The organism is Duganella sp. Leaf61 (assembly GCF_001421905.1).
Classification (GTDB): domain Bacteria; phylum Pseudomonadota; class Gammaproteobacteria; order Burkholderiales; family Burkholderiaceae_D; genus Rugamonas; species Rugamonas zoogloeoides.
Genome location: NZ_LMLM01000003.1, coordinates 58,051 through 70,982 on the forward strand (window position 1 = coordinate 58,051; position 12,932 = coordinate 70,982).

Genomic DNA, 12,932 nt, shown 5'->3' on the forward strand with positions numbered 1-12,932 from the left:
TTGCCTAAGTGAGTGTTTCCAGGTTGTCGAGCTGCCTTGCGAGCAGGGTTTCCAGTGCGGCGATGTCCGAGGCGGCATAGCCGTCGTACGCACGCGTGGTGGTGCCCCAGACTTCGGGCATCACTTTTTCGGCCATCTCGCGGCCGGCGTCGGTGAGCGTGATCATCACGCAGCGCCGGTCGCCGGGACGGTTGCCGCGCGAGATCAGTCCCTGTTTTTCCAGGTCGTTGCACACGCGCGTCAGGTTGGCCGGTTTCTCCATGCAGGCTTCGCCCAGCGTGGAGGCGGTGGAGGTTTCATTTTCCGATCCATACAACACCGCCAGTACCATATAACTGGTGTCCACCAGATCGTGTTTGCGCAATGCTGCGTTGCTCAGGTCCTTGATGCGCTTCTGGACGTGATAGGTCATGCGCAGCAACCGCATGAGATCCTCTGGAAACTCAGGGATACGGGCATGGATGTTTTTCAGGCGCTTGTTGGTCGCGTCGAAACTACTACTCATTGCCTTGCTCCTCTGCTCATCGTAAAAGGACGATTGTACTATTAGAAACTGGGGATCAATCCAGTTTTACCCCTCCACCCAGTGCCGTCATCAGCAATGCATAGTTATCGAGTTGTTTGCTTGCCACTTGCGCCATTTGCTGCTGCTCGTTCAGCAACGTCAGCTGGGCGTTGATGACGTTGAGCGAATCGGTCATGCCGGCCTTGTAGGCCCGTTCGGCCAGCTGCTGCTGGCGCCGGGCCGAGGCCAGTGCCTGCTGCGCCAGTTGATCTTGCTGCTTCACCGATTCGATCCGCACCAGCGCGTTGGCCACGTCCGACATGGCCTGGACCACCACGCCGTTGTACTGCTCGACGGCCACGTCGTATAGCGCGGTCTGGTTGCCGAGCTGGCTGCGCAGGCGGCCGCCTTCAAAAATCGGCAGGCTGATCGCCGGGGTGACGCCGGCCATCTTCGCGTGGCTTTCCAGAAAGCGCGGGAAGCCCAGCGACTGCAAACCGACAAACGCCGCCAGGTTCACGTTCGGATAAAAGTCGGCCTTGGCGCTGTTGATGCGCGCCCCGGCCGCTTCCACGCGCCAGCGCTGGGCCACGATATCGGGCCGGCGACCGACGAGTTCGGCAGGCAGCGTGGCGGGAACACGCGCGCCAGCGCCGTCTTGCAGGGTCAGCTGTGGCCGGGCGATCGATTCGCCGTCGCCCGGTCCTTTGCCGATCAGGGCTGCCAGCTGGTTGCGCAGCAGGGCGATCGACGAGCCGATCTGCTCATGCTCGCGATTGCCAGCTGGCAGCGTTGTTTCGATGTTTGCCACTTCCAGCTCGGTCGCCAGGCCAGCGGCGCGGCGCTGGCGCGTGATCTCGAGGATGCGGTGGCGCTGTTCCAGGTTCTCGGCCACGCTGTCTTGCAGCGTGTAGTCGAGCGATAACTGGATATAGGCGCGCACGATGGCCGTTTCCAGGGTCAGGCGCGCCATTTGCGCTTCGGCCGAGGCCATGCGCACATCGTCGAGCGCGGCGGCCAGCAGGTCGCGGTTGCGCCCCCACAGGTCGAGGTCATACGAGCCCGACAGCATGGCCGTATTTTTCCACGCGGTCTTGCCGGCCAGGGCGGCGGGAATCGCGCCATTGGCTGTGTACAGTTCGCGGTCGATGCTGGCCGACGCATCCACCTTGGGCAGCGTGCCGGCATGGGCCACGCCGGCCAGCGACTCGGCCTGGCGCACGCGCGCTTCGGCAGCGCGCAGGTTGGGGCTGCCGGCGATTGCCGTGGCCACCAGTGCGTTCAGTTGGTCATCGTGCAGCGCTTCCCACCAGGCTTGCGTGGGCCAGGCCACATCGGCGCCGGCGTCCGCAATCGCCTTGCCGGCGTTCAGTTCCAGCGGCTTGATGGCGACTGCCTGCGGCTCGATCTTGCCCATGTCGGCGCAGCCGGCCAGCACCGCCAGCGCGCAGGCCAATAGTGCTGTGGCGAGGGGGCGGACCTGTGGGCGGGAGGACGAAGTCATGGCGAAGATCATTGCTGCTTACTTGGCGACGTGCTGGCGGGTCTGGGCGACGTCGAAGTCGGCCTCGGTTTCGAGCAGGGTGCCGTTCTTGCGCGCTTCGATCACTTGCGCCTGCACTTCGGCGCGGGTCAGCTGGTGTGGCTGGTCGGCCTTGGCGACAACGGTGGTGTTGGTGGCGGCCGCTTCGGCGGCGAAGGCGCTGCTCACGGTAGTGGCGGTGGCGGCAATGGCGAAGACGACGGTGGCGGCAGCGCGCAGCAGGTCTTTGGTGGTGGTGCTCATGATGGCTCCTGGTCAGTGATGTTGTTGATGACCGTAACTATATCCCTGAATAGTACATTTGTAAAGTAAAAAATTCCTATCTGCACGATAGCCAAGTGCCGCAATGTGCGCGTGGCCGCACCGAACGCGAGTACCCACCGTGGTGCAATGGTGTTTTACAGTTGAAGGAGCAGATCATGGCAGACAGCACCCTGGACCCGGACTACATCCTCGGAGGTAAAGACCGCAGCCTTGGCAGCGGCCACGGCACGCGTGGCCTGGGGCCGAGCGACAACTCCGACAGCGGCAGCGACGTGGCCAATGACCACGACCTGGCGCTCGACAGCGATACCGATGCGCAAGGCACGGGCGAGCGCATCGACGTCGGCTCGCAAACGCTGGAAGCGGGCGATATAGGTTTCGACCACGTGGAAGCGATGCCATCGTCGGACCGCCTGGTTGACGGCGACTTCCGCGACCCGGTGCCGCTCGACGACGACGGCAGCGTGCCGGAAGATCACATCGGCATCGAGCCCGACGACAGTCGCGGCGACAGCGATACCGAAGTGAAGGGCGATATCGAAGGCGGCGAGGAACTGGGCCGGCGCACCGGCGGCGTACCGACCGCGCGTCCTTGAGTTTCTATAGATGTAAAAAAGCCCGAACCCTTTGCAGGGTTCGGGCTTTTGCTTATTGCGCCGTCTTCAGTTGATTCAGTTGAAGTTGGCGGCTGCGAAGTCCCAGTTCGCCAGCGCGAAGAAGGTTTCGATGTACTTAGGACGCACGTTGCGGTAGTCGATGTAGTAAGCGTGTTCCCACAGGTCGCAGGTGATCAGTGCCTTGGCATCGGTGGTCAGTGGGGTAGCGGCGTTCGAGGTGTTGACGATGTCCAGCGAACCGTCAGCCTTTTTCACCAGCCAGGTCCAGCTCGAACCGAAGTTGCCCACGGCCGACTTGGTGAATTCTTCCTTGAACTTGTCGAACGAACCCCACTTGGCGTTGATTGCATCGGCCAGCGCGCCGCTCACGGCTTTACCGCCCGGGGTCAGGCTGTTCCAGTAGAAGGTGTGGTTCCACACTTGGGCCGAATTGTTGAAAACGCCGCCCGACGATTTCTTGACGATTTCTTCCAGCGACAGGTTTTCGAACTCGGTGCCCTTGATCAGGTTGTTCAGGTTGGTCACATAGGTCTGATGGTGCTTGCCGTAGTGGTATTCCAGCGTTTCTTGCGAGATATGTGGCGCCAGGGCGTCGATGGCATATGGCAGAGGTGGCAGGGTATGTTCCATGGAGCTTCCTTTATGGGATGGGGTTTATCAGAAACCAGGTGGTTTTTGGCGAAACGTCATTATTGTACGGGGGATGCCGTCTTGCTGCCAAAATGGCCCCGGAATGCGTGTGGGATCAACGTACTCTGCGGGTGGTTTCTCTCACTACGAGTTCTACGGGAGGGATCTCGCCCTGCACCGTTTCGCCATTGATCAGCCGCAGCAGCGCCTGGGTGGCGATGCGGCCCATGTCGTACATCGGCTGGCGCACGGTGGTCAGCGGCGGCGTGGTGTACGACGAACCGGGCAGGTCATCGAAGCCGACCAGCGAGATGTCGTCGGGCACGCGGATGCCCTTGCGATACAGGGCCAGGCGCGCGCCGTAGGCAGTAAGGTCGTTGGCGGCAAACACGGCGGTGAATTGCTGGTGGGTGTCGAACAGGCGGTTCATCGCCATCATGCCGCTCGCTTCGTGGTAATTGCCTTCCACGACCAGGGCCGGGTCGATGTCGATCTGCGCCTCAGTAAGCGCACGGCGGTAGCCGGCCAGGCGTTCGTCGGCATCGTGGTTGTTGGCAGGGCCGGAAATGAAGGCGATGCGGCGGTGGCCCAGTTCGACCAGGTGGCGCACGGCCAGCCAGGCGCCGTATTCGTTGTCGGTCTTGAAGCCCAGCGCAGTGCGGGTTTGCAGCGCGCGGCCGGTGGAGACGATCGGCCGCTGGCCAGAGAAGCCCAGCACGGCCTCGTCGGAAATGCGGCCCGACAGCAGGATGATGCCATCGACCTTGCGCGCCAGCAGCAGCCGCACGCGGTCCGCTTCCTCATCGGCGTTCCAGTGGCCGCTGACGATCACCGACGCGTAGCCGGTGCCTTTGAGGCCGTCGTCGATGCCGCGCAGTGTCTCGTCGAAGAATGGCGATGAAATATCCTGTACCACGATGCCGATGGTCAGCGAACGGCCCTTCTTGAGCCCTTGCGCCATCTGGTTCGGGGCGAAGCTGACCTTCTCGATGGCAGCCAGCACGGCCAGCCGCTTGTCGTCGGAGACCTTGGCGGTGCCGTTGAGGATGCGCGAGACGGTACTCGGTGAGACCCCCGCCAGGCGGGCAACGTCCATTAATGTCGATGGGCCGGAGGAGGGGGAAGTATCTGGCAACGTGCAATCCTTGACGAAGTATTATGAAATCCTTTTCAGCGAAGATTACCATATTTAGGGGCCTGACTTATAATCGGCCCGATTTGTTCAGCCCAGGTTGCGTGAAGATTTGGCTGAACGCACAACAAGAATAAGCAGAGGTCAGAGACATGGAATCGAACTTTTCACACGGCGCCAGCGGCCCGCGCCTGCTGGCCGACATCGGCGGCAGCAGCGCCAGCTTTGCGGTGGAAACCGCCCCGCAGCAGATCGACGCGGTCTGGGTGGCCGACTGCGCCGCCTATCCCACGCTGGGCGCGGCGCTGGTGGCCTATTTGGCACAGCCGGCCACGGTGGCGGCGGGCGGCTACCAGGCGCGCTACGCCGGCATCGCGATCGCCAACCCGATCGACGGCGACTGGGTCACCATGACCAACCACCACTGGTCGTTTTCGATCGAAGCCGTGTGCTCGCAATTCAGTTTGAAGTCGCTGGTGGTGGTCAACGACCTGCGCGCGCTCGCGTCCGCGCTGCCGCACCTGGCGCCCGAGAACAAGCACCAGGTAGGCGGCGGCACGCCGCGCGACGGCGCCGTGATCGGCCTGGTAGGGGCGGACGCGGGCCTCGGCGTGTCGTACCTGGTGCCGGTGGGCGAGCGCTGGATCGCGATCGACAGCGAAGGCGGCCACACCACGTTTGCACCGATGAACGAGCGCGAAATCGACATCCTGCGCTACGCGCGCCGCCACCACGAACACGTTTCGAGCGAGCGGCTGGTGTCGGGGATCGGCCTGGGCCTCGCTTACCGCGCGCTGTGCGAACGGGCGCGGATCGAACCGCAGGTGCTGACCACGCAGGAGATCGTCGAGCGCGGCCTGCACCGCCTGTGCCCCGTGTGCGAAGAGGCGCTCGAGGCGTTTTGCGAGATGCTGGGCACGGTGGCCGGCAACGTGGCGCTTACCCTGGGCGCCAAGGGCGGCATCTATATCGGCGGGCGCACGGTGCTGCAGATGAGCGAATTTTTCGAGCGCTCGGGGTTCCGCGCGCGTTTCGAGCAGAAGGGGCGCTTTTCGGACTACCTGGCGCACATCCCGACCTACGTGATCACCGAAAAATACCCGGTGCTGATCGGCATGTCGGCGATGTTGTCGACGGATTAAATCGGCGCCCCGCGCACGCGGCAACCATGGGTCTATCGAACCGCCGCCACGTCCACCACGGCAGCGCCTTCGGCCAGGCGCACGCCTAGCGTGCGTCCCGCCACGATCTGCGCTGGCGAACGCACCACTGCCCCCGCCTCGTCGGTCACGATTGCATACCCGCGCTCCAGCGTTCTCTGCGGATTTAACAACTCCAGCTGTGACGACAATGCCGCCAATGCCGCGCGGCGCTGCTGCACCGTGCGCGCCATGCCGATCGTGGCGCGGTGGCGCAGGCCGGCCAGCGACGCGTGCGCGGCGCGGGTGTCGGGTGTGCAGGCGGCCATCCGTTCGCCCAGGCGGTCGAGCTGGTGGCGCGCACGCGTGAGCGGCGCCCGGTTGGCGTGCATCATCGCGGTCGATAGCGCCAGCAGTTTTAACCGCTGCTGGCGGATCTGGGCGTTGGGGTTAAGCAGGCGGCGCGTGTAGCTGTCGAGCGTTTGCGCGGAGTCGCCAAGTGCGCGGCGCATGGCGCGGCGCAGGTCGGTGGCGTCGGTGCGCAAGGACGCCAGCCAGTCGGCGCGCGGCGTGACCGCCAGTTCGGCCGCCGCCGTGGGCGTGGCCGCGCGCAGGTCGGCGGCAAAATCGCAGATCGTAAAATCGGTCTCGTGGCCCACGCCGGAAATCACCGGCATGCGGCAGTTGGCCACCGCGTACGCCACGTCCTCGTCGTTGAACGACCATAAATCCTCGATGCTGCCGCCGCCCCGGCACACGATCAGGACATCGCAGTCGTTGCGCAGCGAGGCCGTGTCGATGGCGGCAGCGATCTTTTGCGCGGCCAGCTGGCCCTGCACCGGCGTGGGGTACAGCACCACGTTGACGTGCGGTGCGCGCCGGCGCAAGGCCGTCAGCACGTCGCGCAGCGCGGCTGCCTGCGGGCTGGTGACGATGCCCACCGTGCGCGGGAACATGGGCAGTGCGCGCTTGCGGTCGGGGTGGAACAGGCCGGCGGCGTCGAGCTTTTCCTTCAGGCGCAAAAACGCCTCGAACAGCGAGCCGACGCCGGCACGGCGGATCGCCTCCACGTTGATCTGGTAGTCGCCGCGCGCGCCGTACAGCGTGACCAGGGCCCTTACTTCGACCTTGTCGCCTTCGCGCGGCGTGAAGTTGGCATACTGGGCCCGGCCCCGGAACATCACCGCGCGCACCTGCGCGGCATTGTCCTTGAGCGTGAAGTACCAGTGGCCGGAACTGGCGCGGGTGAAGTTGGAGATTTCGCCGGCGATCCAGGTGAGCGGAAACGAGCGCTCCAGCAGCCGCGCCACCGCCTGGTTGAGCGCGGAAACGGTGATCACCGGCGTGCTGGCCGCAGTGGAGTCGAGGGGGGCGTCGAAGTTCATCATTTCATTCCTGGAAACTATCCACACTATGTGAATCTGGTCACACAGCGGTCATCTTGTATAAACAGCTGTAGCTATTATAGATAGGTCCATGATTTTAAACGAAAATTACGACTGCCTGATTTACTTGCATCAGTAAAAAACCCTTATGGATCAAGGACTTTGGCAAAGCCCGGCATGGTTACGCACAAAGTTATCCACAAAAAATGTTCATTACTTGCTGCGGCAGGCAGTTAATCGGCCACCTCGAAGCTTGCCGGATCGAGCGCGGCAAGGGTGGCGCGGGCGTGGCGCTGCGGCCGTGCCGCCTGCCGGGCCAGTCGCGCACCAAGTTGGGCCAGGTAGTCCGCGCGGCTGCAGCGCAGCACGTAGTCGCGGAAATTGGCCTGTTCGAGGTCACGCCAGGCGCGTTCGCGCGCGGCGACCGAGCGGTCCACTGCGGCACTGTGCATCGCGCCGGATACCACGGCGTCGCCGGCCGCCAGCCTGGTATAACCGTAGCGGTCCAGGTAGGCGCCGGTCAGGGTTTCGATGACATTGAGCTCATCTGCCGACAACTGCAGCCGGAACTTGTCGATGTTGGCGGCGATCGGCGCATGGCAATTGGACGACCACAGCGCCGACAACTGGGCAATCTGGCGCGCTTCCGGTGAAGCTGCCACATCGAGCATGCGCGGCAGGAAGGCGATGTCGAGAAAGCGGCAGATGGTCGCCAGCGTCGCCTGCTGCTGCGAGAGGAAATCTTCATAGCGGATGGTCAGCACACGGTCCGGGTAGCGCGCGGTCACCTGGTCGGCCGCCTGGTGCGCGCGCAGCCAGATGCGGGCGTTCAGCAGTGTGTCGAACTCGTGGATGATGGCGCGGTTCATTGAGGCCACCTGCGCGCGCGGATCGCGCACCACGTTGATGAACAGCAGGTCCGGGTGCAGCGCCATCAACTCGTCGGCGTAATGCACGCTGTCGAGCGACTTGTCCATCACCACGCGGGCGTGGCGGCGCTGGCCGGCACGCAGCAGCAGTTCCCACACGATGGTGTGGATGCTGCGCGGCTGGTGGCGGATCGCCTCGAAGATATCGACCGGATCGAACGCCAGGTCCGGCCACTTGACCATGCTGGCCGCCTGCAGGCCGACCACGTCGACCACCATGCGGAAGTAGGCGTGGTCGTCGCGCAGGTCGCCGTACAGCGGCACCAGCGGCATCAGGTCGACGATGTGCAGCGGGTACGGCGAATAGAAATCCGGCGACAGGTTCAGCCGCAGGCGCAAGGCGTGGCTGCCGCACCGGCGCAGCGGGATCATCAATACCGGGCGCGGCCGTCCTGGCGCGGGCCCGGCACTCACGCGGCCTCCCGGGCAAAGCGCGGCGCCAGGTGCCGGTATATCTGCGCACAACAGTCCTGCACCGAGTGCACGGCGGTGTCGAACTCCAGGCTCGGTTGCAGCGGCACCTCGTAAGGGGCGGAGACGCCGGTAAATTCGGCTATCAGGCCGGCGCGGGCCTGCCGGTACAAGCCTTTGGGGTCGCGCGCCTCGCACACCGCGCGCCGCGTGCTGAGGTAGGTTTCGATAAAGTCACGTTCGCCGATGATCTGGCGCGCCATGTCGCGGTCTTCGCGCAGCGGCGAGATGAAGGCGCAGATGACGATCAGCCCGGCATCGTTCATCAGTTTTGCCACTTCGGCGCTGCGCCGGATGTTTTCCTGGCGGTCGCTGCGCGAGAAGCCGAGGTCGCGGTTCAGGTGGTGGCGCAGGTTGTCGCCGTCAAGCACGTAAGCGGCGCGGCCCGCGCCGACCAGGCAGCGTTCGAGCGCGCAGGCCACGGTGGATTTGCCGGCGCCGCTCAGGCCCGTGAGCCACACGGTGGCGGCCCGCTGGCCGAACTGGCGCCCGCGCTCCCCGGCGGTGACGTGCCCTGCATGCCAGAACACTTGCGGGGCACTGTCGGCCCGGTCGTCGATCTTATTCAATGCCATCATGGAATTCTCCTTGTCCGGCTCAGAACTGTTCCCATTGCGGATCGGCAGCCTTGGCCGGCGCGGGCTTGCGCAGGGCCAGCCGGGGCTGCGCGGGGCGGGGCGCTGCGACGGCTGGCCGTGGCTGGCGGGCGGCCGCCGGCGGTGGCGGCAAGCTGGCGTGTTCGCCGAGCCTGAACACGCTGACCACTGCGTTCAGGCTGTTGACCTGCTCCTGCATCGCCTGCGCCGCCGCTGCCGCCTGCTCGACCAGCGCGGCATTCTGCTGAGTGACGTCATCCATTTGCGTGACGGCAGTATTGATCTGTTCGATCCCTGACGCCTGCTCCTTGCTGGCGGACATCATCTCGGTCATGATGTCGGTCACCCGTCTCACGCTGTCCACCACCTCGTGCATGGTCGAACCGGCCTGGTCGACCAACCGGTTGCCGGTCTGTACTTTCTCCACCGAGTCGCCGATCAGGTCCTTGATTTCCCTGGCCGCCGCCGCCGAGCGTTGGGCCAGGTTGCGCACCTCGGAGGCGACCACCGCGAAGCCGCGGCCCTGTTCACCGGCGCGCGCCGCTTCCACTGCCGCGTTCAGCGCCAGGATGTTGGTCTGGAAGGCGATGCCGTCGATCACGCCGATGATGTCGACGATCTTGCGTGCCGAGACGTCGATGGCAGCCATGGTATCGACCACCTGCGCCACCACCGCACCGCCTTTGGCGGCCACGTCGGACGCCTTTTCGGCCAGGCCGTTGGCCTGCTGGGCATTGTCGTTGTTGATCCGCACGGTGCTGGTGAGCTCCTCCATCGAGGAGGCGGTTTCCTCCAGCGTGCTCGCCTGCTGCTCGGTGCGCGAAGACAGGTCGAGGTTGCCCGAAGCGATCTGGCTGGCGGCGCTGGCGATGGTCCCGGTGCTGTCGTGCACCTGCTTGACGATCAGCGCCAGGCTGTCGCGCATGGTTTGCATCGCGAACAGCAAGCTGTGCTGGTCGCCGGCGCGCAGCGTGATGTCGACTGCCAGGTTGCCGTCGGCGATCTGGCCGGCGATCCGGGCCGCTTCTGCCGGCTCGCAGCCCAGCTGGCGCGTCACGCCGCGCGTGATCAGCAGTGCCGCGACGATACTGGTGATGAGCGCCAGGGCACCGGTCACCAGCATCAGCTTGCGCGCGCTGTCGTAGGCTTGGGCAGCGGCTTCGGTACCTTCCTTGTTCTGTCTTTCCTCGATCGAGACGAGCTTGCGGATCTGTTCCCACCACTGCTTTTGCACCGGGCGGAACTCGTAACGCAACACTTTATAGGCTTCCTCCTGCTTGCCTTCGCGTGCCAGCGCAGTAGCGCGTTCGATGAACGGCGCAGCCAGCTCCGCCTGCTTTTGTATCTGCGCCAGCAGGTCGCGCTCATCGGCCGACGTGCCCTTCAGGCTGGAGAACATCGTCGCCAATTGTTGCTGGGCTTTACTGTATTTTTCCTGCTGGTCGGCAATGCGCTTGATCTCGATCTGCGCTTCTTTCGGTTCCTTGAGCAAGATCAGGTTGCGCATGGCCAGCGCGCGCTCGGTCACGGTCAGGTCCATGGTCTGGGCCAGGCGCGTCTCGACGCCGTTGACTGCGGTGATCTCGTCCATGCGCTGCTGGATGTCGCGCATGCTGGTCAATCCCAGTACGATGACGACCACCAGCAATACGGCAACCAGCCCGAAGCCCATGCCCAGGCGCTTGGCAATGGTGATGTTGTTGAGTTTCATATGGTTTCTCCACAGGATCTGTACGCCTGCAAAATCAGGTGTCGAATCATGGTAGGGGAACGAGAGAGGCCCAATAATCTCAAAAAGTAACAACAGTTACATTGGATCTACATTTCTCGAAGGAGCTGGTTGCATGCCCGGGGAATGTCGAAATTGTCCCCAGGACTGGCTGTGGTTTCCATGCAACCGAGGTGCTTTTTCAACATCTTTCCACCCCGAAAGTGACTTGCAAGCTGGATTGGAGGGCTCTGGCTCGCGCGACGTGGGCGCCGACCCTGCCATTTTTTATGGCAGCGCTGTTATCCTGTTTAAATTCAAAGGCTTGCAACAAAGCGCCGGGCCTTGCGCACAATCTTATCCACACAATGTGTGCAGAAATGCACAGGCTGTGGTGTGGCAGCCGGACCTGACCGGGTGCACGGCAGGGCAGGGTGGTCAAAACCGGGTTTTAGCGTTGCCGGATGTGATCTGCCAGTTTTTTACTCACAGAAGATAAGTCGTTCTAAATCAAGGACTTTGCTGAAGCAGAGCGGGCTTGCGCACAAATTTATCCACATAAAATGTGCAGAAGTTTAATTAGGCAACACCGCCCCATTGTGGGTTGACGTGCGCTAATTTTATGCATTGAAAAAAACTTGTTTTGAATCAATGGCTTACTATTTGGTGCCGACCCTTGCACACAATCTTATCCACAAAATTTGTGCAGAACTGGGGGCATGCAGTGGAAATAGTCGCTGTAGCCCGCTTACAGACGGTCTGCCAAAATTTTACCCAGTATAAAAAAATCCAATCAAATCAACCAATTAGATCGCAACGATGGGGCTTGCGCACAATCTTATCAACAGAATGTGGGCATAAGTGTCCCTTGCCGACTGGGGCTCAACAAGATACATTGCGCCTTCGGGGTAAAACCCGATCCAATTCATCCACAGGAGTTTGTTTTGCTCGCCATTTTCCAAGCTGCAGGTTGGCCCATCTGGTTGTTGTTGATTGCATCGATCGTCGCCACGGCGCTGATCATCGAACGCTTGCTGTACCTGCGCCGCGCGAAAATCTTGCCGAAAAAGCTGTTCGACGAGGTGGTGCAGGTTTATCGCGGGGGCAATATCACGCCCGATATCCTCGACAAGCTGGAAAAAAGTTCGCCGCTGGGCGTGGTACTGTCGGCCGCGCTGCGCAACGTCGATGCGCCGCGCGACGTGATGAAGGAGTCGATCGAGGAAGCGGGCAGCGGCGTGGCCCATACGCTCGACCGCTTTCTCACCACGCTGGGCACCATTGCCACGCTGGCCCCGCTGATGGGCCTGTTCGGCACGGTGGTGGGCATGATCGAAATTTTTGGCTCGCAAAACCCGTCGGGCGCCAATCCGGCGCAACTGGCGCACGGTATTTCGGTGGCCCTGTACAACACCGGCTTCGGCCTGGCGATTGCCATGCCTACGCTGGTGTTTTATCGCCACTTCCGCGCGCTGGTGGACAGCTTCGTGATCGAGATGGAGCAGCAGGCGGTCAAGTTCGTCGATGTCGTGCATCGCCAGCGCAAGTAAGGAGCGGATATGAATTTCCGCAAAGGCAAAGGCCGGGAAGACCCAGAAATCAACCTGATCCCGTTCATCGACGTGCTGCTGGTGATTTTGATTTTCCTGATGGTCTCTACCACCTACAGCAAGTTCACCGAACTGCAGATCACGCTGCCGACGGCGGAGGCGCAAAAGCCCGAAGAAAAGCCGTTCGAGCTCAATGTGACGGTGGACGCCAAGGGCAACTACACGATCAACGGCGACCCCGTATCGTTCCGCGACGTGGCCGGCCTGGCGCAGGCGCTGCGCGGCGCGGCCGAGAAGGGTGGCTTGAAGGACAAGGAGCCGGTCGTGATCGTCAACGCCGACCAGTTCGCGATGCACCAGATGGTGGTGAACGTGATGGAAGCGGCGCGCGTGGCCGGCTTCGAGAAGCTGACGTTTGCGGCGCAGACCGGCGGCGGCAAGTAGCGGTGGCCCGCCTGCGCGG

13 protein-coding genes are annotated in these 12,932 nt (G+C 63.0%); 4 read left to right on the plus strand and 9 right to left on the minus strand.

The genetic code is table 11. The features are described 5' to 3' along the window. Positions 1–4: 4 nt before the first annotated feature. From ASF04_RS05845 to ASF04_RS05855, 3 genes are read right to left on the minus strand one after another with little or no spacing between them, the layout of a single operon-like run. Positions 5–505 (minus strand): MarR family winged helix-turn-helix transcriptional regulator, encoded by a 501-nt coding sequence (locus ASF04_RS05845; protein ID WP_019921805.1) that lies wholly within the window; start codon positions 503–505, stop codon positions 5–7. A 55-nt stretch (positions 506–560) separates the two neighbouring features. Further along, a complete protein-coding gene (locus ASF04_RS05850) occupies positions 561–2,009 on the minus strand; it encodes an efflux transporter outer membrane subunit (protein WP_056139189.1) in 1,449 nt (482 codons plus the stop codon). A gap of 18 nt (positions 2,010–2,027) precedes the next feature. After that, positions 2,028–2,291 (minus strand): DUF4148 domain-containing protein, encoded by a 264-nt coding sequence (locus tag ASF04_RS05855; RefSeq protein WP_056138989.1) that lies wholly within the window; start codon positions 2,289–2,291, stop codon positions 2,028–2,030. A 176-nt stretch (positions 2,292–2,467) separates the two neighbouring features. Between ASF04_RS05855 and ASF04_RS28075 the strand changes: the two genes are divergently transcribed. Beyond that, positions 2,468–2,908, plus strand: a complete 441-nt coding sequence (locus tag ASF04_RS28075) for a hypothetical protein (protein WP_229204936.1) — start codon at positions 2,468–2,470, stop codon at positions 2,906–2,908. Between the two features lie 75 nt (positions 2,909–2,983). Here ASF04_RS28075 and sodB read toward each other — a convergent pair whose 3' ends face one another. Then, complete coding sequence (gene sodB / locus ASF04_RS05865; RefSeq protein ID WP_056138992.1) at positions 2,984–3,559, minus strand: superoxide dismutase [Fe]; 576 nt, start codon at positions 3,557–3,559, stop codon at positions 2,984–2,986. A 115-nt stretch (positions 3,560–3,674) separates the two neighbouring features. Further along, the gene (locus tag ASF04_RS05870) at positions 3,675–4,655 is read right to left on the minus strand and encodes a LacI family DNA-binding transcriptional regulator (RefSeq protein ID WP_056138994.1); all 981 of its coding nucleotides are present in this window, start codon (positions 4,653–4,655) and stop codon (positions 3,675–3,677) included. A gap of 188 nt (positions 4,656–4,843) precedes the next feature. Here ASF04_RS05870 and glk point away from each other — a divergent pair, with 188 nt between their 5' ends. Next, complete coding sequence (gene glk, locus ASF04_RS05875; protein WP_056138995.1) at positions 4,844–5,833, plus strand: glucokinase; 990 nt, start codon at positions 4,844–4,846, stop codon at positions 5,831–5,833. Positions 5,834–5,865: 32 nt separating this feature from the next. Here glk and xseA read toward each other — a convergent pair whose 3' ends face one another. The 4 genes from xseA to ASF04_RS05895 form a co-directional block, all read right to left on the minus strand. Continuing rightward, positions 5,866–7,215, minus strand: a complete 1,350-nt coding sequence (xseA, locus tag ASF04_RS05880) for an exodeoxyribonuclease VII large subunit (protein WP_056138997.1) — start codon at positions 7,213–7,215, stop codon at positions 5,866–5,868. Between the two features lie 233 nt (positions 7,216–7,448). After that, a complete protein-coding gene (locus ASF04_RS05885; protein WP_056139000.1) occupies positions 7,449–8,516 on the minus strand; it encodes a sulfotransferase in 1,068 nt (355 codons plus the stop codon). 38 nt (positions 8,517–8,554) lie between these two features. Beyond that, positions 8,555–9,190, minus strand: coding sequence for an adenylyl-sulfate kinase (gene cysC, locus ASF04_RS05890; protein ID WP_373922125.1), 636 nt, complete (start codon positions 9,188–9,190; stop codon positions 8,555–8,557). Between the two features lie 22 nt (positions 9,191–9,212). Continuing rightward, positions 9,213–10,922, minus strand: coding sequence for a methyl-accepting chemotaxis protein (locus ASF04_RS05895; RefSeq protein ID WP_056139003.1), 1,710 nt, complete (start codon positions 10,920–10,922; stop codon positions 9,213–9,215). A gap of 941 nt (positions 10,923–11,863) precedes the next feature. Between ASF04_RS05895 and ASF04_RS05900 the strand changes: the two genes are divergently transcribed. Next, complete coding sequence (locus ASF04_RS05900; protein WP_056139006.1) at positions 11,864–12,469, plus strand: MotA/TolQ/ExbB proton channel family protein; 606 nt, start codon at positions 11,864–11,866, stop codon at positions 12,467–12,469. Between the two features lie 9 nt (positions 12,470–12,478). Continuing rightward, complete coding sequence (locus ASF04_RS05905; protein ID WP_019921814.1) at positions 12,479–12,913, plus strand: biopolymer transporter ExbD; 435 nt, start codon at positions 12,479–12,481, stop codon at positions 12,911–12,913. Positions 12,914–12,932 lie beyond the last annotated feature (19 nt).